25 protein-coding genes and 1 pseudogene are annotated in these 19,930 nt (G+C 39.4%); all 26 read right to left on the bottom strand.

Going from position 1 to position 19,930, the window contains the following annotated elements; all coding sequences use genetic code 11:
- Window positions 1-1,027, bottom strand: a pseudogene (locus C9J34_RS08595) (hypothetical protein); the annotation flags it as partial.
- Between the two features lie 12 nt (window positions 1,028-1,039).
- Window positions 1,040-1,936 (bottom strand): phage tail domain-containing protein, encoded by an 897-nt coding sequence (locus C9J34_RS08590; protein ID WP_107839454.1) that lies wholly within the window; start codon window positions 1,934-1,936, stop codon window positions 1,040-1,042.
- Between the two features lie 6 nt (window positions 1,937-1,942).
- Window positions 1,943-6,238 (bottom strand): phage tail protein, encoded by a 4,296-nt coding sequence (locus C9J34_RS08585; RefSeq protein ID WP_107839453.1) that lies wholly within the window; start codon window positions 6,236-6,238, stop codon window positions 1,943-1,945.
- 25 nt (window positions 6,239-6,263) lie between these two features.
- A complete protein-coding gene (locus C9J34_RS08580) occupies window positions 6,264-6,560 on the bottom strand; it encodes a hypothetical protein (RefSeq protein ID WP_107839452.1) in 297 nt (98 codons plus the stop codon).
- A gap of 59 nt (window positions 6,561-6,619) precedes the next feature.
- Entirely contained in the window at window positions 6,620-7,162 is a 543-nt protein-coding gene (locus tag C9J34_RS08575; protein WP_107839451.1) for a tail assembly chaperone, read from the bottom strand.
- A gap of 62 nt (window positions 7,163-7,224) precedes the next feature.
- The gene (locus tag C9J34_RS08570) at window positions 7,225-7,977 is read right to left on the bottom strand and encodes a phage major tail protein, TP901-1 family (protein WP_107839450.1); all 753 of its coding nucleotides are present in this window, start codon (window positions 7,975-7,977) and stop codon (window positions 7,225-7,227) included.
- Between the two features lie 10 nt (window positions 7,978-7,987).
- Window positions 7,988-8,437 carry a tail completion protein gp17 gene (gene gp17, locus C9J34_RS08565; RefSeq protein WP_107839449.1) on the bottom strand — a complete coding sequence of 150 codons (450 nt, stop codon included), beginning with the start codon at window positions 8,435-8,437 and terminating at the stop codon, window positions 7,988-7,990.
- A gap of 5 nt (window positions 8,438-8,442) precedes the next feature.
- A complete protein-coding gene (locus C9J34_RS08560) occupies window positions 8,443-8,862 on the bottom strand; it encodes an HK97-gp10 family putative phage morphogenesis protein (protein WP_107839448.1) in 420 nt (139 codons plus the stop codon).
- Entirely contained in the window at window positions 8,862-9,188 is a 327-nt protein-coding gene (locus tag C9J34_RS08555; protein ID WP_107839447.1) for a phage head completion protein, read from the bottom strand. The genes C9J34_RS08560 and C9J34_RS08555 overlap by 1 nt, the downstream gene beginning before the upstream one ends.
- Window positions 9,166-9,513 (bottom strand): head-tail connector protein, encoded by a 348-nt coding sequence (locus tag C9J34_RS08550; protein WP_107839446.1) that lies wholly within the window; start codon window positions 9,511-9,513, stop codon window positions 9,166-9,168. The genes C9J34_RS08555 and C9J34_RS08550 overlap by 23 nt, the downstream gene beginning before the upstream one ends.
- 1 nt (window position 9,514) lies before the next feature.
- Window positions 9,515-9,811: a hypothetical protein gene (locus C9J34_RS08545; protein ID WP_107839445.1), complete on the bottom strand. Its 297-nt coding sequence runs from the start codon at window positions 9,809-9,811 to the stop codon at window positions 9,515-9,517.
- Window positions 9,812-9,865: 54 nt separating this feature from the next.
- The gene (locus C9J34_RS08540) at window positions 9,866-10,909 is read right to left on the bottom strand and encodes a major capsid protein (RefSeq protein WP_107839444.1); all 1,044 of its coding nucleotides are present in this window, start codon (window positions 10,907-10,909) and stop codon (window positions 9,866-9,868) included.
- A 16-nt stretch (window positions 10,910-10,925) separates the two neighbouring features.
- A complete protein-coding gene (locus C9J34_RS08535) occupies window positions 10,926-11,279 on the bottom strand; it encodes a hypothetical protein (RefSeq protein ID WP_107839443.1) in 354 nt (117 codons plus the stop codon).
- A gap of 16 nt (window positions 11,280-11,295) precedes the next feature.
- Window positions 11,296-11,916 (bottom strand): DUF4355 domain-containing protein, encoded by a 621-nt coding sequence (locus tag C9J34_RS08530; protein ID WP_193768944.1) that lies wholly within the window; start codon window positions 11,914-11,916, stop codon window positions 11,296-11,298.
- Between the two features lie 219 nt (window positions 11,917-12,135).
- Window positions 12,136-12,312 (bottom strand): hypothetical protein, encoded by a 177-nt coding sequence (locus tag C9J34_RS21705; protein ID WP_193768943.1) that lies wholly within the window; start codon window positions 12,310-12,312, stop codon window positions 12,136-12,138.
- A gap of 99 nt (window positions 12,313-12,411) precedes the next feature.
- Entirely contained in the window at window positions 12,412-12,633 is a 222-nt protein-coding gene (locus C9J34_RS08525; protein WP_107839441.1) for a hypothetical protein, read from the bottom strand.
- A gap of 11 nt (window positions 12,634-12,644) precedes the next feature.
- A complete protein-coding gene (locus C9J34_RS08520; RefSeq protein ID WP_107839440.1) occupies window positions 12,645-12,872 on the bottom strand; it encodes an Acb2/Tad1 domain-containing protein in 228 nt (75 codons plus the stop codon).
- Between the two features lie 272 nt (window positions 12,873-13,144).
- On the bottom strand, window positions 13,145-13,357 hold the full coding sequence (locus C9J34_RS08515; RefSeq protein WP_107839439.1) for a hypothetical protein: 213 nt from the start codon (window positions 13,355-13,357) through the stop codon (window positions 13,145-13,147).
- A gap of 1 nt (window position 13,358) precedes the next feature.
- Complete coding sequence (locus C9J34_RS08510) at window positions 13,359-13,670, bottom strand: hypothetical protein (RefSeq protein WP_107839438.1); 312 nt, start codon at window positions 13,668-13,670, stop codon at window positions 13,359-13,361.
- Window positions 13,663-14,679, bottom strand: coding sequence for a phage minor head protein (locus tag C9J34_RS08505; protein ID WP_107839437.1), 1,017 nt, complete (start codon window positions 14,677-14,679; stop codon window positions 13,663-13,665). The genes C9J34_RS08510 and C9J34_RS08505 overlap by 8 nt, the downstream gene beginning before the upstream one ends.
- A complete protein-coding gene (locus C9J34_RS08500; protein ID WP_107839436.1) occupies window positions 14,676-16,160 on the bottom strand; it encodes a phage portal protein in 1,485 nt (494 codons plus the stop codon). Before C9J34_RS08500 ends, C9J34_RS08505 begins: the two co-directional genes overlap by 4 nt.
- 13 nt (window positions 16,161-16,173) lie before the next feature.
- Complete coding sequence (locus tag C9J34_RS08495) at window positions 16,174-17,397, bottom strand: PBSX family phage terminase large subunit (protein ID WP_107839435.1); 1,224 nt, start codon at window positions 17,395-17,397, stop codon at window positions 16,174-16,176.
- Complete coding sequence (locus C9J34_RS08490) at window positions 17,390-18,310, bottom strand: terminase small subunit (protein WP_107839434.1); 921 nt, start codon at window positions 18,308-18,310, stop codon at window positions 17,390-17,392. The genes C9J34_RS08495 and C9J34_RS08490 overlap by 8 nt, the downstream gene beginning before the upstream one ends.
- Before the next feature lie 289 nt (window positions 18,311-18,599).
- Window positions 18,600-19,142, bottom strand: coding sequence for a hypothetical protein (locus tag C9J34_RS08485; protein ID WP_107839433.1), 543 nt, complete (start codon window positions 19,140-19,142; stop codon window positions 18,600-18,602).
- 232 nt (window positions 19,143-19,374) lie between these two features.
- Entirely contained in the window at window positions 19,375-19,647 is a 273-nt protein-coding gene (locus C9J34_RS08480; protein ID WP_107839432.1) for a hypothetical protein, read from the bottom strand.
- A gap of 3 nt (window positions 19,648-19,650) precedes the next feature.
- Window positions 19,651-19,848 carry a hypothetical protein gene (locus C9J34_RS08475; protein ID WP_107839431.1) on the bottom strand — a complete coding sequence of 66 codons (198 nt, stop codon included), beginning with the start codon at window positions 19,846-19,848 and terminating at the stop codon, window positions 19,651-19,653.
- Window positions 19,849-19,930 lie beyond the last annotated feature (82 nt).

Here is a 19,930-nt window from a genome sequence, read left to right as displayed (position 1 = left end):
CTATTTTTAGTCCATGTACACCGTTTGCGGTATACACATCTTTGTCCAAGTGTGTAGTAACTTTGTTATCCAACAATGTCAAATCTGTATCATTTGCCTTGTTATCAAGTGCAACCTGTAGCCCATCCACATCACTTATTTCATGCGAGTGTAAAGTTGGTGGAAATGCTGTAGGCTTACCAGGAATGCTTGACCACCCAGCAGTAACATTCCCGTTCTCGTCAGGCTCTTGTTCGTTTACTGTTCTCACAGCTCCCAAACCATCAATACCCCCAACAGCTAAAATGCGCCAATTGATACCGTCGTCATTAGGTATCGTACCTTGCACTTGTTGCAAAGCGATATAAGACGAACGACCATAACGTACCACGTTAAATTCTTCATAAATTGCACCAAGAGTATACTCGCCTTTGAAGTCCAATTCATCAATAATGGCATTCATTTCATCGATTTTTTCATTTGCTGTTTGCATCGTATTGTTGAATGTAGTTGTTCTACTTTGTTCCGCTAATTCTCTAGCTTGTTCTGTTAATACACGAGCTGATTCATTTTCACGTCTAATTGTCTCAGCATTTCCCCGCTCTGTTTCAGTAGTAATGCGTGTGTTTTCTGCTGACACACGACTATTTTCATTCGATGCACGTTGCGCTTCGGCTGCAACAACACCGTTCAATTCTATTTGTAGCGCTTCAAGTTCTACTTTCAAATTGTTCATTACAGTAACAACTGAATTCGCATTATTTGTCGCTGCTTCAGCGTTCGAAATTGCCGCAGCGATGCTCGAAAGTGCATTATTTGTTTGTGTAATTAACAATCGCATTTCATTAATAGAACTATTGGCGTTTTCTGTAGCAGTTATAAGATCATCTATTAACTTCCCAACATCTTCATTACCGGCAAGCATCCCAATTTGATATTGCAAATGAGAAAAATAAGATTTAATTCTCTCCCAGTTCTCATTAATACGGTCACGCCCTTCTTTTGATATGGGTGACAAAGTTTCAAGCAGTGGGTACTTTTCAGTCATGTAAGCACCTCCTTATAAATAATAAAAAGGGAAATCAAAACTTATGGACGACACCGTACCGCCAGTAATCGTAAATTGATTGTTCCCTTTTTTCAGTGATATTAATTTTTTATTCGTTTGCCCAGTGACGTGCTGACCATTTTTCAGATAGCTCACACCATCAAGAACTAATGTATCGGATGGTGCTAAGCTACCATTTAAGCGGAATACATCGCCTGTAGCCACATTTGTTATTTGCACAAAGCTTGCAAAATTACCTTTCAATGTGATTTTTAACGGCATATAACGAGGATCAATCTTTACATTGCCATAGTTTTTCAGATTAAAATTGTTGGTCGAAAAACTGAATTGCGGGGGGCTCTCATCCCAGTCAAAGCTCATACCCCAAGCAATTTTGTCAATATCCCATGCTTTCTCTAGTAGTTGCAGGCTCGTAAACGGTGTTGTTGCATAAGGTAAGTCACTTGTTTCGAACTCAATTACCCGTTTACCTCGTAATCCATTCCATTCAATTGCATCATTGTTGATGCGCTCCACTCGCCAACATTTGTACATTTGCTGTGTCCATTTCACTTTGCCAAGCGCACTTTCAAATGATGTTTGACCTGGTAATTCAAAACCGTAACTTTCTGTCATTAATTGCTGGTAAATATAAAAATCCTCTGCATCATCAAAGATTTCTGCAAGGACTTCTGTTAATAATTCTGTATCAGATATGTTTTTGGCTTCAACTAACATTTTCAACTGCAATTTTCGTATACCGTGATAACGTGTCACCCTATTTCTTCCCGGGCGTCCTGTAACATTCTCTGAATTATAGATGATGTCAACAGGTCCAACTTTTAAAATCGGAACCCCGTATTCGGTAAGGTTAAAACGAGTACCATCCACTTTTTCGATTATAGCCACCGAACATCATCTCCTTTTCGCAGTGTTTATTTTTGTCTTATTTGCCCCTCGTTCGTTGATGTAAGTTTCAACATCTTCACCTGTCCAGTTTTGATGTAGGTCTATATTAACAACGGGCTCAGCAACCTCACTCTCATCATACACTGCTGTATTGACATTACCTGATAGCGATAACGCAGAAGGTGTGAAACGATTCCCTGAAAGAATACCTTCCATTGAGCTTTGAACATCCGACGAAATGTTTTGTAATAATGTATCGAGCTCGCCACGCATCGACTTGAAGCCATCAATTAATCCTCTCATAGCTTGCTTCCCAATTTCGGGTAATGTAGCATTGAGAAGATCAAATTTATCCGTTGAGCCATTGACCATTTCGTCAACTTCCTTCAACATGTCATTCTTTAACTTCTCGATTTCTTGAACTGTTTTCTCACGTAATGAAATGATTTCTTTCTCCATTTCTTCACGTGCACCCGCAAGTTCTTTCGTCGCTTGTTGCCCAGCTAAATCAATTTTCGCTTGCCATAGACGCTCATATTCAGCTAGTTCAGTTGCTGACATTTTCGTGAGCGCTTCAACTTCCGCTGCTGCCTTAGGTCCCATTTGTTGAAGTTCATCAATCAAACCTTGGCTTAACCCTCGAAATTCGAGTTGTGAAATATTGTGCATCCAGCTACTAAGTGTTTCAACTTGTTGACGCATATTGTCGAGTAAATTAATTTGCTTTTTAATATTTCCGTCATCATCATACTCAACCATTTCTGTAAGTTTAACTTCATCGAATAAGCCCCATGTATTAGCCAATGTGTCCCGACGTGCTTCAAATGTTTTTTGGTACTCGTCACGTAATTTCTGTTCTTCATTAGCTAGTTTTTCATAAAGACTTTGCACATCTGAAGTATATTTATCCATAACCGTCTTTAAGTTTTCGTATAAGGCCTTTTTGGCGTCATAAATTTTTTCTTCATATGCAATTTGCTGCTCGGAACCAATTTCATACTGTTTCATATACTCTTCATACGCTTTAATTTCTTCTGCTAACGACATAGCACCATATTTTCGAGCTTTATCAATAAGCTTTACTTCATTTTCGAACTGCTCTTGCATAGCTGCTTTATGGGCAGCTGTATATTTATTGAGAGCCCGAACTTTATCTTGTGTACCGTCCTTAAAAGCTGTTTGAGCATATTTCCAATAAGCCGCTTCCTCAGCTGCACTTACACCATACAATTCTTTTTGACGATCGATGTACTCTTCTAAATTAGCAAGTTTGTTACCATTTAAAACCTGCTGTTCTTTGAGTACATCCTCACTCATTTTCTTCTCAATTTTAGCGATTTCACGATTAGCATCAGTACGAAGTTTTGCGATTTTGTTCGATTCGGCTTGCGTTAATTTACGTTTAGCCTTTGCTGCTTTTTCATTAATGGACCTTACATCATCCGCTAACTTCGATTCTAACTTTCGAATTTTATCATTAGCTTCATCGGTAATTTTCTTGATCTCGTTTTTATTTTCGTTGATTGCTCTCGACACAGCATTTTGAGCGCCACGTATCTGTTTTTCTGTAGCCTTGATTTCTTTTGAGAAATCGGGCATTACAGCACCAGCCATTTCTTTAGCTGCTGTTTTCACTACATTTAAGTTATCTGTTATCCCTTTTGCAACACCCGCTGGGATCCATTGAGCCACCGCTGCCATGACGCGCGAAGGAGAAAAGATTTTTAAACGTTCTTTCAACCAATCCGGTACCAAGCCAGCCAGCGCTGATATCTTGTCTTTAACCCAAGTAAAACCAGAATCAATCCCTTTTACAAGGCCGTTTATGATGTCTTTTCCGATGTCGAGTAAATTAATGCCCGATAAGAATGAAACAGATGCTTCCCAACCGCTTTGAATCCCTTTTCCTATGTTATCCATCGCTGACGATATGCTTGTAAACATGTCACCAAACCAGCCAGTTACAGTGCTATAAATACCACTTACAACCGACGAGAAAAAGGAAGCAATCGCATTCCAAATTGAAATAGCATACGATTTGACGGTATCCCAATTTTTGTACAGTAAGACACCTACCGCAATTAACCCTAGAACGATTCCGACTGGGCCCATTAAAAGACCAAAAGCCCGCACAATCCACGGTAGCACCTTACTTGCCAAGCTTGTGAAAACACCAATCACTCGTGTGGCACCACTGACAATAGAAGTGAAGCTAGGTAGTAATTTTAGAATTGCTGAACCAATAGAACCGAATGCTTTAATTAAAGAACCGATAAGGCCTATAAGGTGCTTCCCTATTAACGAATGAAACAGGACAATTGGGGCAGTAAGTGCCATGATACCACCGATTACTAATGGAATAGCACCCATCAACTTACTGAACCAGCTGTGTGTTTCCATCATCCCACTAATCCATTCTAACGTAGCATTAACAATATCAAGAACCTTGTCCCCATAAGGAGCCATTGCAATTCCCATGTTTACAAGAAAATCAGTTAGGTTTTTAATTAAATCTAGTACACGTGGTGTCGATTCTCTAATGTAATCTAGGAATTGCTGAAATTTATCACTTTCACTTAGAGATGCAGCCCATTCTTTGAAGCCCTCCACCATTTCAGCGAGTCGGTTCATAAAATCACTGGCCATATCTCCGAAAGCCGCAAAAAATTCAACCAAACCTTGTACTAAATCTCCAACAATTTGACTGATAATTGGCATGTGCTCTTGTACATAAGAGATGAAAGCTTGGAATCGTTCGCTTTCTGTTAAACCATCTGCCCACTCTGCGAAACTTTGCCCCATAGAAGAAAAACTTTCCGACCATGTAGTGGCAGCTGGCGCAAGAGCTGAAATAAGCGACAGTATCCCTTGAACAAATCCACCGATTCCCACACTCATATTTTCGAATATGGCAGGCCCGTATTGATTAAACGTATCAAATATCCTTTGGATTGGCTCTGAATCTATTGAACGGTTAAATGCGTCAGCTAAACGAGCTGCACTATCTGCTACACCTAAAATCATAGGTTCAAGTGACTTAAGTATTTTCGAAGCTGCTTGCATGGAGCTTGTAAATGCATCTAATACAGCACCTTCTGTTTTTTTAACTAAACTATCATAGACAGCAACAAATCCAACCCACGCATTTTTAGCTTCTTGTTGAACCTTTGTTAATTTAGCAGTTTCATCGAATAGATTTTTAATCGTCGGAATTGCTACAGCGGCCAAGGCAACGAATCCTAATGCAGTTATACCTAATGCCGAAGCGAAAATTAATGTTTGTCCAGCTAATACGCCTATCATAACCCCTAACGAACCGATAAGACCGACTAGACTAGAGATAACTGGTGACAGTGTTGTAATAAGTATGATGACGAAACCAATCAAGGAGTTCATTACAATTTCAGCAACATTACGCTGAAATGTCGCAATTCTCCCTAAATGTTCTTTCGCTTCATTTATATTAGCTTTAAAACGAATCCAAATTGTTTTCGTGTCAAGCTTAGCAATTAAAGCTTGGACCTTAACATACGCTCGAATGAAAGGATGTATATTTAAACTTAAATCCACATCAGGATCTTCATCATCTAAACCTTCAGCAAGAGCTCTAGCTCTCAAAAGCTTACGACGGAAGTCTGTTTCGATTGCTTCAATTTCGACATCAATTTCATATTCGTCTAGCTGTTCTGCGATGGCATACACTTCTGCTATTTGCCGCATGAAATCATAATAAGCCAATTCAATTTCTAAACGTGGCTTATTTCCATCGATCCCTCGAAGCGCTTCTTTAACGGCTAACATTTCGCTGTAAAATTCCGTTGTAGCTAGTTCTAGGTCAACTGTAGGATTTTGTTCTTTGAACCTATCTATCCACAATTGCGCTCTTTTTATTTCAGCTCTCAACTGTTTATTGTTTAAACGAACATCGACATCAGCACGGTTATTTAAGCCTCTTATTTGGCGTAACAAACGGATTCGTTCTGCCTCAAACCCCAACGTAGATAATGACACATCAACGTCAGCATTTTCACTACTCAATTGCGCAATCATCTGTCGCACATAGGCCATTTCCCTGTTAAATTCATTTAAGTCTAAATCGACATTTACTGAAACAGACTCTGCTAATCTACGAATTTGTTCTTCAACTACTGCGTGCTCCGTATTAAATCTTTGTGTCAATAAATTAACATCGACATTAACCCCCGTAGCCAACTCTCGAATCTGTCTATCTACTTCACGCATCTTACGTTGAAATTCTTTGATATCCGCACCTACATGTGCATCAAAACGCTCCGTTGTCATACTCTCACCTCACTTTCTTATTTTCTTATTTTTCTTTTGGAACAAACGCTTTGTACCAATCAAACGACTTTAAGCCTTTTTTCATACGGTCATACAGTGTGAAGTCTGCTTGTTTCTTACGAGTTGTTGTACCATCAATAATCTGTTTACGTGCTGCATCAGCATCAAAGTATTTATGTGGTGGTGCCGGCTTACCTTTCGTCTGACGCGATGAAATTCCAGCCACCCATGCAGCATGAATTGCGCGTTCCTGCGCATCAATAACAGCCAAATTTGCTCCTTGCACACGATTCAACCACTCTTGATATGTCCAACTGTACATAAGCTCGCTATCGTACACACCTAGAACACGAGCTGTTAACCGTTCGAATTCGTCGTAAGTTATTCCTCGTTTTTCACTACTGTCAATGGAATTACATCCGCTTCCGGCATCGTTAGGACTTCCACCTCGAATAACTCCTTGCCTGTAATCTCCTTGTACGATTCGTTCATCCGTTGTAACATAGCTACTGCTGTATGTTTGTCCACTTCTTTCGAGCGCATGAATCTTACTAACTTCATATTTTTCACGAATTTCTTCAATTCGTTTCTCGTAAAAGCTGATGCATCAATCGCCGCAAACACTTCGGAGAAAATCATTGTTGCATCCCCGTCCTCATCCATTCGCAGCTCAATAGCGTCCATAATTTCCTCAATTGACGCAACGACCTTTTCTTCCTTTGGAGCAATATCCATCGCAGCTTTAAAGACTTTTGCTAACGCTTCGATATCCATTTCTAACAAGTCGTTCATCACCTTGGATAACCCACCTGTTAACTTGTTCTTATTGTCGTTTTCTCCTTTGATGTCTTTATTTAATTTGCGATCAAGTGCCACAGAAAACTTTAATTCAAACTCTTTTTCTTTGATTGATAAAATGGCCATGTATATATGCTTCCTCTCTTATTTAAAAATAGGGAAGGCAGGTCTGTTATCCTGCCCAGTAATTATTCAACTGTGATTGCTGCCGTCGCTGTAAATCCGCCATCTGTTGTTATTACGGTAATTGTCGCATTACCGACATCTACGCCCGTAACCAATCCATTAGCATCTACAATTGCAACATCGTCATCGCTTGAGCTATACGATACCGTTTGCGTAGTCGCAGTTAACGGTTCAACTACTGCTGTAAGCTGAACTGTATCACCCACATCGATTGTTGCAGTTGTTGGCGATAAAGTTACACCTGTAACCGAAATCGGTGTTTTTGTACGGTTGTTATGGTCGCCTGTGTACTCTCCTGGTGTTTCGAATCCATAGCGTGCAAAATCTTCAATGCCATCTGGTAATACAGCAAATTCACCATCTACAGACTGAATTTGGATTGTCATTTCCGTTGATATTTCTTCAACACCTTCATAGGGATAGGTGTATGAAAGTTCTCCAAGACTTGTATAGCCGAATGTGGCGTTATGTCGACCGTTTGAGTTTTTCTCTGTATCAACAATCCAAATTTTCACTTCAAGCCCTTTACGCATAGCTCGCTTTAATTCATCTTGTGCCTCGTCACCACTACGGAATAAAAAGCCAGCTGTAATTGTTTCAGTTAATGTACCTGTTTGTGTAATTGAGCCGAATTTCGAGCCTTCTGTTGTATTTGAACGGCTCATTGTGTGCTCTAAATCACGTTGCAAGCCTGGAATAAGTGCGTCTGCACCCAGTACATTGTCCGTCGGCTGAATTAATATAATCTTTGTCATAGTGTACCTCCTAAACTTTTCTTTTAAATAATCTATAAGTTAAGGACAACACCGCGTGCTTCACAACGGCGTTTATGTCCTCGAAAATTCGCTCATCGTCAATATCAACCTTAGTTATTTCAAAATCCACAATATTGAGTTTGAAACGTAATGCTTGTTTAACGGCATTTAAAAAGAGAGCAGGCATGTAGTTGCCGTACTCTCCTGTTTGTTCTTGATTATGCCAAATGTGTAAAGTGACACTTATGTCTTGCAAAAGGTCAGGCCCTGCCAACACGCGAGAAATAGTAGGTGCTGAAACATGAATATACGGGCTAAGAGCTTCGTTAGGTATATAATCATACAAACGTCTATCCTTTTCTTCTTCCGCCATTAAATCGATAGGGATAAGTGCAAGTAAATCACTATCCTCTGATAGTCTTTGTACTATGGCGGTTTGTAAAGCAATAATTACAGACATTCATATCACCTACCAATCTTTCTCATTTCACTAACAAAATATTCGCTGGCTATCTGAATTGCAGGTCGCCAAAAAGGTTGTGGAGCCATACCTTTAGTTGTTACCCATCGGTTTAATTCATCCGAATAATAAGTCCAAGGAGTTTTGCGTCCTTTTCCGCCTTCTGCATAGATACCTGTGCCATACTCGACATATATGGCATAATGCACACCAACTCGGACAATCGCTAGCAAACCATCATTCAATATTTCGACCTCAATACTTTTTATAAGGTCGCCTGTATCTCTTGGCGCCCTTGCTATTGCTTCCGCTTTAATCCTATTCGCCGTTTCGACCACTACCCGCTTCACATCAGTTATCACATCATGTTGCCAACGCCTGGCCGCTTTACGTAGTCGTTTATTGCCGATTCGAGTAATTCCCATTAGATACGCTCCATTGGATAACGGTCGACTTCGTGCATGCCCCCTTGATCTTCGCTATCACCAGCTATTTTATATTGCTTACCATCGAACTCTAATCGAGCATTAGCAGGAATTACAGTACCATATGGGCAATATAAAAAACGTGAAAGTTTGATGTTTAATTTGCTGTATTCAACAATTACTGACGTTTTGGGTGTATCAACAAAACAAGCGATTTCTTCGATCGTTACCCACTCTTTTTTAGTGCCTCCTGTACCATTCGGAACAGTTTTTTCCTGTTTTACCTCAACTATATGAGGAAATTCATCGAATGGGCTGAAAAACATGGAATTTTGCCTTTCTGCATGCGTTATAAGGTGTGAGTAGGTCGGTTAAAGCTGATGGCAGTTCGGTAAAATTGAAGGAATACGACACACTGCCCATTGAACGGCTTTTCAATGCCCCATTTCCTCCAAAGAAATTCGTAGCTTTTGCCAAGAAAATTTTTAGAGAGCTCGGTAAAGTGTCTTGCGTGAATTTTTGACATAATTGTTCGTTTAACATATCAAGCACTAACGGCAACATGACTTCGTAATATTCGTCATTTGTAGCATTTTTGTCATTAGCGATTTTTTTGTAATAAGCGATTTCCTCTGCTGTAGGATTCCACATCTTACTCACCTACTTTGTGAGCTTGCTCTAAAAGGGCATAAGCCGCTTTCTTATCCTTCGCTTCTGAATGGTCGATATTAAATCCATCTAGTTGCTCACGAATCTCCGCTTCAGTGATTTTTTCGTATGGTGCTAAAAATAGATATCTGGAATTCTCCTCTACTTGTTCCGCTGTTCTGACTAGCCCCTTGCGCGATAACTCATCATACAACTCTTGGCTGACAACAACGGTTTCACCTAGTCCACACCGTTTTCCCTGCACCTTTGCATAGCCTTTTAAGACCACCGAATAATTCATACTTTTTCCTCCTTCTCCAAAGATAAAAATAGCGACTACAAGAGCCGCTAATGATTAAAGTACGTTTGCGATGAAAATAAAGTCCGCCGCCTCAAATGAAGGTAATGCAATCTGCGAAACGATTGTTTGTACGTTTACAGGGTGTTCAACTTTAACAGTAGTAATCGCAACCCCCGTATCAACAATTTCCACTTCCGCACTTGATACACCCGACATCAAGTCGGATTGCTCTGGCGTTGTACCAAACATCGTTTTACCTAATTCACCAGATGGAATAAGTGTAACAACGCCGTCTGGGAAGAAATTCTTTTGTACCCCTTTTTCATCGATGAAACGGTTGTCATATAAAGCGATTTTCAAGCCTGTTTTACGCTCAATGTAAGCTTTAACATCTTGCTCCGTTAAGATGATATTTTGCCCACCTAGTGGGTTCAAATCCAGTGCGATTGATTTGTGAGCTAATAAGTAACCGAATGTAACACTTGTCATAATAGCCCCCGTAGGTTCGGAACCTGTTGCTAATCGAACTTCACGTTTCCAACGTAATAAATCCTGTACAGGCGTTGAATCTTCATCGCTCCAAATATCTGTACCTGTTAATGTTTCAAATTGTGTTGGTTTTAGATTGTAATTGAAATCATGGTAAGCACCTTCGGCAGCGATACTAATTTTCCCTGTAGAAAGTAACTGCATTCGCATACGTTCCCTCGCTGCCGATGCACCTGTTGTTAAACTATAAGCATCATCGAATACTGTTTTTAATGCAAAATCAATCATTTTTTGATTACCTGTCATAAGTAATGTGTTTAGTTGTTGACGGTCGACTTCTTTAATTAACATACGTTCACGGAAGAATGGCATTTCTTCTTCTATTTTCTCAAAGCCTACACGATCACGTAACGGTGCCAATGCGTCAAAAGCTGACGGTTTTAATACAACTGGCAAGCCCTGCGCTGATTTTAACCATTCCAATTTTAAGCCGAGCTGTTGCTCTGACGGGAATAAGATTTCCCCTAAGTACGGCATTTTATTTGTGTTTTTCGTCACAATAAAATCCGCGATATTTTTTGGTGATACATATTCAAATAATTTTGGCATGTGTAAATACCCCCCCTTAGACCATAAATGTGATACGGCTACCTAGCGCCGTTTTAGCGTCCGTTGTCGGCGCTGTCGGAATTTTATTCAAATCGATAAATCCACGTAATACAACTGCTCCAACTGCTGGGCCGTGCGTAACATCGACATCATAAAGCGCTACACCTTCTGCATCGGATGTATTAGCAGCTACTACTAGTTCCGAATCATCCTCGATAAACCCACCTCCAACAATCGTTCCTGCTGGAATGATTTTTTTCCCGTCAGCATTAGCGACAATGCCTGTATCATCAAAAGTACGTGTTATCGATTGATGCTCAGCGTACTTTAAAATTTCTTTCGTATTGCCATAAATTGTACTTTTCACCATACTTGTATACCCCCTGTTATTTAAAATAATGATTTAACGCTTCTTGATTTTGTTGTGTATTGGTACTTTCAGCTAATCGTGCACCGAACGATTGCTCACTTCCACCACTACCAGCACCGCCACCAGGATTGCGAGCAGCCCCTTTCATACGCTCCTCAACACTTGCTTGGACAAATGCGTCAAAGTCAGTTTTGAAGTTGTCTAGGAAAGCATTTGTAGTGATTTCATCTGCATCAAGGAACTTATCAGCATACTTGGCTGCAAACGCCGCATCATAGCCTTTTTCCGTCATATAAGCAATCGCTTTTTCTTTAGCTGCCGCTCGCTGCTCTTTTAATTCGTTTTGCTGAAGCTTTTCTTCTAGTTCGCGAATCCGTTTTTGTTCAGGTGTTTCTTCTGGGTTATGCTTAGCTACTTCTGCATCAATCAACCCTTGAAGATTATTCGCCTTCCACGTGTCAAGCGCCGTATTATGGTGCTTATCTTTTTCACTGTCCAATTCACTTTTTACTGCTGCATTAGATGTAGCTGCCGTTGTTAAATCACCTTTTTCCAAACTCTCGTAAATATGTTTTTCTAAAGCCGCTTTATCACCAGCTTCAACTAATGCTTTTAATTGTTCAAAATTCACTTTCATATCTATTCTCCTTTTGCCCTCTGCACGCATCGCCCACGGAACGCATTTTATTTAATGAAAAATACCTTATTAGCTTTTATCCTCTGTTTAGGCTTTCGAGCGCTATTTAACACATAGTTGTGAGATACACAGACCACCAAACCTTTCCGCTATATCAGCCGTTTGACGTTACTTTTCGCCATAATAAAAACCATTCAGCAAATTTAGCTAAACGGCCCATCATTCATACATATCGTTTAAAATATCGACTTTCGCAACTTCTAATAACCCTATAGCTTTTACATACATGCCATCAGATGCGTATGCGGTAATAGTGCCATCTTTTGCTTTTACTGTTATTACTCCATCGCGTGCAGCTTTCTTTTCAACTAAATCAAACTTTTTTATTGTTATCACTTCTCTCAAGCATAATAAAAAGCCGTATTGCTACGACTGAAACTTTAGCGCCCCACGTTTGATTAAATCTAAAATTTCCGGCGCTGTATATGATCCAATCTAGCAGCCATCGAATTCAGAATTCACATCAATACAAATGGTTTTAAAATCTTCTGGATTGTCAATTTTTACGAAGTAACTCACATCATCGACGCTGAAAGAACCAACAATCTCTTTATCATTATAGAATTCGATAAAACCGTCAGCACCTTCACGCCAAATACTTGTAACTCCTTCGACAAGGATAGACACACCGCTTTTTAAGCGTACACTGTAGTTCATTTCGTCCCCTCCTATTTATTGCGTGCAATTGAACTGTTTGCCCACATCACAGCAGTTTCAAGGTTTGTCATAGCTACTGATTTTTCACGTGAATTAGGACATGTTTCATCGATTAAATAAGCAAGCTCTTTTGCTTTCTCTCGAATAGCCTCATACTTTTCTTGTTGCCCCTCTTTAGGCGAATGGTATTTGAAATTATTTTCGATAATCAGGTTTTTGTGTTCTCCAATATTCGGCATACAAATTCCTCTTTTCTATTTATTTTTCCGTGGTCGTTCAAATGTATGTCTAAACCAATGGCTATTTTTAGTTAAAGGAACGTACTTTCGAGAACTTTCAACATGTTCATTCAGTCCGATACCTGTAAAGCTCTCTGTAGCGTCACTTGGTTGAGGAATCGTCCGTTTAGGGTGGTTCACCTCGATTGTATGGCGCATACCAAGCCATTAAAAAGAAAATAAATAGCATGATTAGTGATGCGGCCAATCCGAATACGTATGGTTGTTCCATTTTAATCACCCTCCATTATGTCGTTGTACAATTTATCTACTGCTATTTTCAAAGACTTTATCCGATCGTATTCACTGACATTGACTGCATCAATTTTAGATATCAAACCATTTATCTGTTCAGGCGTTAAGTAATCTACACTTGTACGGCCTTCTAGTTGTGCTACAAACACTGATGTTAATAATTGAAATTTTTGTAAGTTTGTTAATTCCATTTCAATCACCCGCAACCGCTTTTGACCAATCAAATTTGCGCAACCCTTCTTGCATCCTATCGAAATGCTGAAAATTTGCTTTTAAAAGAACCTGTTGACTGAATTTGATGCTATTTAGTTTAGTTAAGTTGACTGATATAAAATCACCTGTGCGAGAGTTTTCGAGAGTTCTGTAACCTTCATTACGATATTCTAGTTCTTCTAGAAAAATAGAAACTTGTTCGAAATCCCTTTTTTCTGTCACTTCAAAAGTGTCAGTTGTACCACTTGTATAATTAAATTTAATGATTACTTTCCCTCTAGGCTCATCCATATACATATTCCTCCTTCCACCGCTCAAACGTGATATAACCATCTGTATTGATATTTGGTGGCTTAATTTCCTTGTCAGCCTTTTTAAATGCTTGAGCATAGGTCAATCCATCACCCATGTATTTATCAATACGAGCCGCAAGCTTACGCTGATAGGTTTCATCCTTGTAGTCCTTACCTCGACGTACTGACGGAAACATGCCATTGATTAAACTAATAACAATGCAACGACAATTAATGTCCATGTCCGCTCGATTCCAACCATGAGGCCGTTTAGATTTCAAGCCCTGATAGTGAAAATAGCCTTCTTTATCAGCTCGTTGCCCGTCAAGTATCTGGTGGGCTTTACGTACTCGCAAATCCAGTGCACTTGCCCATAAGTTTGTGAGCTTTACATATTTCTTCGCCTGCTCGTCTACTTTTTCGGCAGCAATCGCCTGTGCTCTGGCCGCTTCGGTACGTGCTACTGTAATGGCTTTATTGCGACTGAAACCTACTTGCTGCTCGATATGTTTAGCCATAGCAAAATAGCCGTCACCACGAAGTAACGACTGCGAAATAGTCACTTGCAAATCACGAATAAGCTTGGCTCGATGCTGCTGCATGACTTTATTCAACTTTAAATGCTCAATCGGATTTTCAAGCGCTGCGTCAATGACGCGTTGTGACGGAGCATCAAACCCCATGCGTGTGCTTGAAAATACTTCAGTTACATATGCTTTCCGTAAATAAGTTTCACTGTAGGACATTTCACGTAATTGTTTGATGTTGGATAGCGCTCTTTTATGCTCTCTTGTAGCAATATTAGCAATTCGATTTAAGATAGTGTGCAATCGATTGTACTTGTTTAAATCCGTGTAGCTTAACTCATCACCACGTCCATATTTCTCGTACATTTGAAGCAAAGTAGCTAATATTTCTTTCAACATTTTAGCGTGCAGCAAAGCGATTTTCGTTTCGGCTTTCAAAATGAGCTCGTCTACATATTCATGTATCTCAAAGATGTTCATTCTTCATCATCTGCCGTTTCAATATCTTCCTCTTTGCCAAACCTGTCTTCTGGCGGATCACTTGGATATGCCGTCGCATCTTCCGCCATTGCTTCACGTTCCGCTCTCACATCATCTACAGCCGATAATAAAGCTAGTCGTGTATCTTCGCTTACTCGACCTTGCAGGATTGCTGTAGTCTGCGCTTCCTCGTAGTAGTTTTTAGGTAAATTACGTTTAAACTCAAACCAAACCTTCAAATAGTCCTCTGGTCGGCAGTAACCAAGCCGTGCCCATCCGCTACACAACACCTTAAATTGATATTGCAGCATTTTACGATTCTTTTGCTCTGATACACCAGCCTTATGTTCAAGCGCCATTGTTTTCATCAATATGGCAATGCCTGACAGGTTACTTGCAAATTCCTCGCTGGAGAAATCAACACTTTTACCAATGCGCATGATGTTCTTTTCTAACCGCTCTAGCAAATGCTCAATCATGCTATCATTCACATCTTTTGTTAAAAAAGAAGCCTTTGCGTCTGGCCCCCAAATTTCAAGGGCACCATTTTTCTGCATCTGTTGTATCTCATCGGCATCAAGACCAATATTGTGCAAGATTAATAGTGCCAGTCGCATCGATTCTACTTCGCTGTTAGCATCAGAAAGTGTACGATCGTATGCATCAATCAAATTCATGATACGCACTGCCGCCCCTTGTAGTTCGTCATTATTTTCCATACCAAAAAGGGGGTTGTACATCAATCCGTGTTCTTGTGTACCTGTTAACACAAATGCACCACTTGCATTGTCAAAATAGTAAATATGTGATGCATCATAAAACTCCACCTTAACCACGCTGCGTTTATTAGCTTGCTCATCTAAAACAAATGTACTGTAATAGTGCATCGAGTAACGAGGCTCTGCGATTGTGTCGTCAAACAAAAAAATGACCTCTGCTGGGTCAATATTTTTACAACGTAATATCGGCTTATTATCCTCGATTGCTACATACACCAAGCGCGCGCCATAACCTGCGATATCCGTCATTTTACCAAGCGAAGCATCCTCATCTGCTAAAACCTCACGTGTACGAAATTTTTCTACCTGTTCCGCCAACGGCTGCAAGCGAGGTTCATCCCGTACTCCTTCGACTGTATAGCTGATGGGTACGCCGTACATATAGCCGTTTTTTGTATCAACTATTTCAGCATCAAACGCTGTATTAACTTTGTTATTGACCAAACTATCAATGCGCCGTACTTTGTCGTTTTCTAGTTCAAAGTTGATCGGCGGACGTGTCAAAATCGGCACACCATCAGCACTGACTTCGTAGCGATTTTGCAGCTTTTGTATGTCACGTTTAATTGTTTCGTGATCGCTGATTAGCTTTGGTATTAAATCCGCATTAAATCCGTAGTTGTCGATATATTCAACGTATGGAGCAAATATCCGCATGCGCTTAGCGATGGTTTCCTTTTGGTTTGTGTCCGTATTTTGCATTAGTTCACCTTCTTTACATAATAATTCTCAATCTCTTGTGCATATACGCTGTATAAATGGCGTAGCGTATTGCATCTAGTACGTCATCCATTTCTTTGATTGGCTCGCCCGTCTTGTCATTCCATGCATATTTAAAGATTTCTTCTCTAAACCGCGGACACTCTTCATACAATACATAAAATCTGCCACTTTTTATTAGCGTTGCTACAGCTTCAATGCCGCTCAAAACCGATTTATCAGCATTTAAAGTTTTAATTCTTTCTCGGTTAAATCGCTCAACGTATTCCTGACGAGCGCTATCCGCATAAAAGATGATATTACCGTATCGCTTTTGGATGTCTTTAGCTACCTTCACCCAGTAGTCGATTTCTTTTAATGTGGCCGCATGCTCCTCAACGACATATATATTACCTTTGTCGTCCTCCGCCAACACCACGATAGCGCCATAATGCTTATAACCCCAGTCAACTCCAGCAAAATATCTTACAATTCGTTTAGTCGCAAGTTCTACTCGGGTTATGACATGTATTTCTTTATTAAAATCTGCATATACAGCACCTTCGCCTGTTACCCATAAACCTTTTATATTGCGGTCATATAACATACCGCTTGGTGTTGTATTTTTGATATTGGTTTTATAACGATCATCAAGGAAGGTGTTGTCATCCAACTCAAAACCATATGAAATGATACTGCTATCATTGTTGTTTATATAGTCTTTTAGCAACCAATGTTCTGGGTGGTCTGGGTTGGTATCGGCTAATATACGTGCACCTGGACCACTGCACCGTGACTTAATCTCATCAAAAACAATAGGATTAGCTAAAGATGCCTCATTAACATAGGCTCCATATGCAGTCATACCACGAATTTTATCTAGATGTCCGATAGTAGAATGACCACAAGTGACTACATAAACGCCAAAAAAAACAAAATTACCCCACTTATCAAATGCAAATTGTATACCGTATTTATTTGTCAACTCATTAAGTATGTTTTGTTTAATTGTCCCAAGTGTCGCACCTGATAAAATGTACTGCGGCATATCAATTCTAAATTTGTCAGCTATTTGCCTTACTTGTAACAATTCCTGTAAAAACAAGTCATTGTTTAAAATAGTTTTACCCGACCGCTTAGCACCATGATTAATCAACATAAACCAATCATCATTTACACATCTGCTGTAGATTTTCTGCTGTTTTGTTGTATAAATAACATCAAGATTTGGTTTATTCATTTTTAAACGCCCCTTGCAGTGCTTCGAAGTAAGTTTTTAACTTATCCTCTGTTGCAGTGTTTGGTGTATTTTGTGCAGAAATTCTTTTTATTTCCTCTTTCGTTTTGTCAATGTTGAAACGCATCTGCTCTGTTTGCAATTGTTTGCGCTCGTTGTCATTGAGTAAATCCACATGCTTTGAAAGGAATTCGAGAGCTTTCATCTTGTCAGCCAGTTTAACTGTTATGCCGTCTTTACCTTGTTTAACCTCAGTTACTAAAGTGCCATCGATTTCGTCAGATTCATTCAGGTGTACATAGTTAAATGCATAGGTTTTAACATTACCGTTCATATCAAGTTTTGGTTGGCCGTCATCTTCGTACTCAATTTCTTCTTGTCTTCCAAACTTTAAATAGTCCGTAATGTCAGCAAAGGCGATATCAATCCACTTTTGGATCAGAGTACGTTTATCAAGTAATGCATCCTCCGTTAAGCCATCGCGAACTTTCACTACTTCATCTCTAATCTTAGGATTTCTAAGTAATCGCGAACCTTCTACCATCGCTGTAGTATAAGCACAGTTATATGCTTTCTGATATGCCTTTGTAGCGTTCCAATACTTCACGTAGTAACTAATAAAAAGCCGTTGCTTATCAGTAAAATCATCACTCTCTAGCTCAATGATTTCTTCTGATTCAACGACTTTTTTATTACTCTTATTTGATTTGTTCTTTATCGGAGTACTCCGTTCGCCCGATTGGAGTACTCCATTTAATTGTTCATTCCAATTGTCCTTAGACTTAGACTTCCATGAACCGATAGTCTTTTCTGGAACGCCTAACATTTCAGCTATGGCTCTATTGGTTATATCACCATTGTGCTCTTTATATATTTCAAAGGCTTTATCTCTATTTGGATCTCTAGCTCTAGCCATATCTCATAACACCACCTCCTACTATTAGTTTTGCTCTCAAAACCACACCAAACTCGGCCCTCAATTATCTTACGTCTACACGTCACGGCTGTTTGATGCAGTTTTCAAAGCAAAAAGACGCCACCGAAGGTGACGCCCATGAATTATGTTGTAACAAAGTATTTTATTGTGGTAAAAATACTAATTTGAAGGACGAAGTTCTTCACCCACCGTGAATAAACCGCACCAACCTACCTCCCATTATACCATATGAAGAAGGGTATAATTACCTTCTTATTCTCCACTTTTTCTACTCAGCTAATTGCAAGTAGTCTACACCAAATAGTAAAATCGCTAAATCCTCATAAGCCTTACTAGCATTTTTGTATACTGCACTTTCTACTAACAAATGCTGCTGAGCAATCTCATTCACCGTCATGCGCTTTTCTGTAAGATACATCAAATAGATTGTTTCATACTTCCTGATACCAAGTTCCCCTTCTTGTTCGCATAAATCTTTATAAAATTCAAGTGTGCGATTAAGGTATCGAACGATTGCTAGTGTACGTTCTTTGGATTTTTTTATGCTCGGTACAACCAATTCGCCCAAATCGATTGCTTCCAGCACCATACGTTCATTTATTTCTGCGACCTTTCCTTCCACTTTTTCTGCCACATTTAAAAATTTACGATAGTTTCGTAACAGCAATTTCACGTTGTACAAACGATAATCGCGTTCCTTTTGAATTTTTTCTTGCTGCTCTTTTTTGTATTGCTCAATAGCCGTTGTAGATGCCACTTCAGAAATTAACTTAATCATTTCTTCGTTTAATACTGTTTGCCCTTTGCCCATGCGCTAGCCCCCATTTATATGTTATAATAGAGTGTGTATAATTTTGCTGAGGTGGCTGGGCGTGTGCTTGGCTGCTTTTTTATTTATAAAAACTGCTTAATCATATCAACAATCATTGACACAAGACCGTACAGACTACTAGTCCCCATCCCCATTAGCGCCCATCCGTTAGCCTCAAACTTGTACATTTTGTTCATGTAGTGCTCCTTCCTACATACAATGGTCATTTTGCTTAGTCATTCTGATTTACAAAGTACAAAAATACTTCTTCAATATCAGCTATATTTTCTTCTATATCCCCCTCATTGTTATTTATGAAAGCTAGACTTTCAGTTGAAGGTTCTTCAGGAAAATCACCATATTCAGCACAAGCTACTAGGTTTTCATAAGGTACTCCGTATTTTTCAAATATTTTTATTAATTCCCCATGTAGAAATTTAGCCCTATGGTTGAAGTCGTGGTATTGACGTAGCTTTTCTTTAATTTCATTAGGCATCTTTTTCAATTCTTACACCTCTTTTTTAGCGATACCATCCAATTCTTCTAAGTGGTCAAAGGCTTCTTTTACCTCTAGTTCGTAACGTGTTCCTTCTGATAAAATCCATAACATTTCGTTCATAGCACTTTGTGTTTCGTTACTAAATCGTCCATTTACGGCTTCACTGTACGCTCTTAACATACGTTCTTTTTTAGATAATTTAGCCATTTCCTTACCTCCTGCTACACACAATTGGCATTGTGCTCAGTCTGATTCTGACCATTTATTATTAAATTCATGAAACTTTTCT

The organism is Metasolibacillus meyeri (assembly GCF_003049505.1).
Lineage (GTDB): Bacteria > Bacillota > Bacilli > Bacillales_A > Planococcaceae > Metasolibacillus > Metasolibacillus meyeri.
The sequence above is the reverse complement of the archived record's forward strand: the minus strand, read 5'-3'. Positions and strand labels throughout refer to the sequence as shown.

What these genes read in the sequence shown, in the direction of transcription:
- C9J34_RS08520 (WP_107839440.1), bottom strand. Translation starts at nt 12,872, where the DNA reads ATGCCGAATATTGGAGAACACAAAAACCTGATTATCGAAAATAATTTC.
- C9J34_RS08550 (WP_107839446.1), bottom strand. Translation starts at nt 9,513, where the DNA reads ATGTGGAATCCTACAGCAGAGGAAATCGCTTATTACAAAAAAATCGCT.
- C9J34_RS08530 (WP_193768944.1), bottom strand. Translation starts at nt 11,916, where the DNA reads ATGAAAGTGAATTTTGAACAATTAAAAGCATTAGTTGAAGCTGGTGAT.
- C9J34_RS08535 (WP_107839443.1), bottom strand. Translation starts at nt 11,279, where the DNA reads ATGGTGAAAAGTACAATTTATGGCAATACGAAAGAAATTTTAAAGTAC.
- C9J34_RS08585 (WP_107839453.1), bottom strand. Translation starts at nt 6,238, where the DNA reads ATGACAACGGAGCGTTTTGATGCACATGTAGGTGCGGATATCAAAGAA.
- C9J34_RS08525 (WP_107839441.1), bottom strand. Translation starts at nt 12,633, where the DNA reads ATGAACTACAGTGTACGCTTAAAAAGCGGTGTGTCTATCCTTGTCGAA.
- C9J34_RS08485 (WP_107839433.1), bottom strand. Translation starts at nt 19,142, where the DNA reads ATGGGCAAAGGGCAAACAGTATTAAACGAAGAAATGATTAAGTTAATT.
- C9J34_RS08505 (WP_107839437.1), bottom strand. Translation starts at nt 14,679, where the DNA reads ATGAACATCTTTGAGATACATGAATATGTAGACGAGCTCATTTTGAAA.
- C9J34_RS08475 (WP_107839431.1), bottom strand. Translation starts at nt 19,848, where the DNA reads ATGGCTAAATTATCTAAAAAAGAACGTATGTTAAGAGCGTACAGTGAA.
- C9J34_RS08570 (WP_107839450.1), bottom strand. Translation starts at nt 7,977, where the DNA reads ATGACAAAGATTATATTAATTCAGCCGACGGACAATGTACTGGGTGCA.
- C9J34_RS08575 (WP_107839451.1), bottom strand. Translation starts at nt 7,162, where the DNA reads ATGGCCATTTTATCAATCAAAGAAAAAGAGTTTGAATTAAAGTTTTCT.
- C9J34_RS08540 (WP_107839444.1), bottom strand. Translation starts at nt 10,909, where the DNA reads ATGCCAAAATTATTTGAATATGTATCACCAAAAAATATCGCGGATTTT.
- C9J34_RS08500 (WP_107839436.1), bottom strand. Translation starts at nt 16,160, where the DNA reads ATGCAAAATACGGACACAAACCAAAAGGAAACCATCGCTAAGCGCATG.
- C9J34_RS08545 (WP_107839445.1), bottom strand. Translation starts at nt 9,811, where the DNA reads ATGAATTATTCGGTGGTCTTAAAAGGCTATGCAAAGGTGCAGGGAAAA.
- gp17 (WP_107839449.1), bottom strand. Translation starts at nt 8,437, where the DNA reads ATGTCTGTAATTATTGCTTTACAAACCGCCATAGTACAAAGACTATCA.
- C9J34_RS08490 (WP_107839434.1), bottom strand. Translation starts at nt 18,310, where the DNA reads ATGGCTAGAGCTAGAGATCCAAATAGAGATAAAGCCTTTGAAATATAT.
- C9J34_RS08495 (WP_107839435.1), bottom strand. Translation starts at nt 17,397, where the DNA reads ATGAATAAACCAAATCTTGATGTTATTTATACAACAAAACAGCAGAAA.
- C9J34_RS08515 (WP_107839439.1), bottom strand. Translation starts at nt 13,357, where the DNA reads ATGGAATTAACAAACTTACAAAAATTTCAATTATTAACATCAGTGTTT.
- C9J34_RS08510 (WP_107839438.1), bottom strand. Translation starts at nt 13,670, where the DNA reads ATGGATGAGCCTAGAGGGAAAGTAATCATTAAATTTAATTATACAAGT.
- C9J34_RS08555 (WP_107839447.1), bottom strand. Translation starts at nt 9,188, where the DNA reads ATGTTTTTCAGCCCATTCGATGAATTTCCTCATATAGTTGAGGTAAAA.
- C9J34_RS08560 (WP_107839448.1), bottom strand. Translation starts at nt 8,862, where the DNA reads ATGGGAATTACTCGAATCGGCAATAAACGACTACGTAAAGCGGCCAGG.
- C9J34_RS08580 (WP_107839452.1), bottom strand. Translation starts at nt 6,560, where the DNA reads ATGTACAGTTGGACATATCAAGAGTGGTTGAATCGTGTGCAAGGAGCA.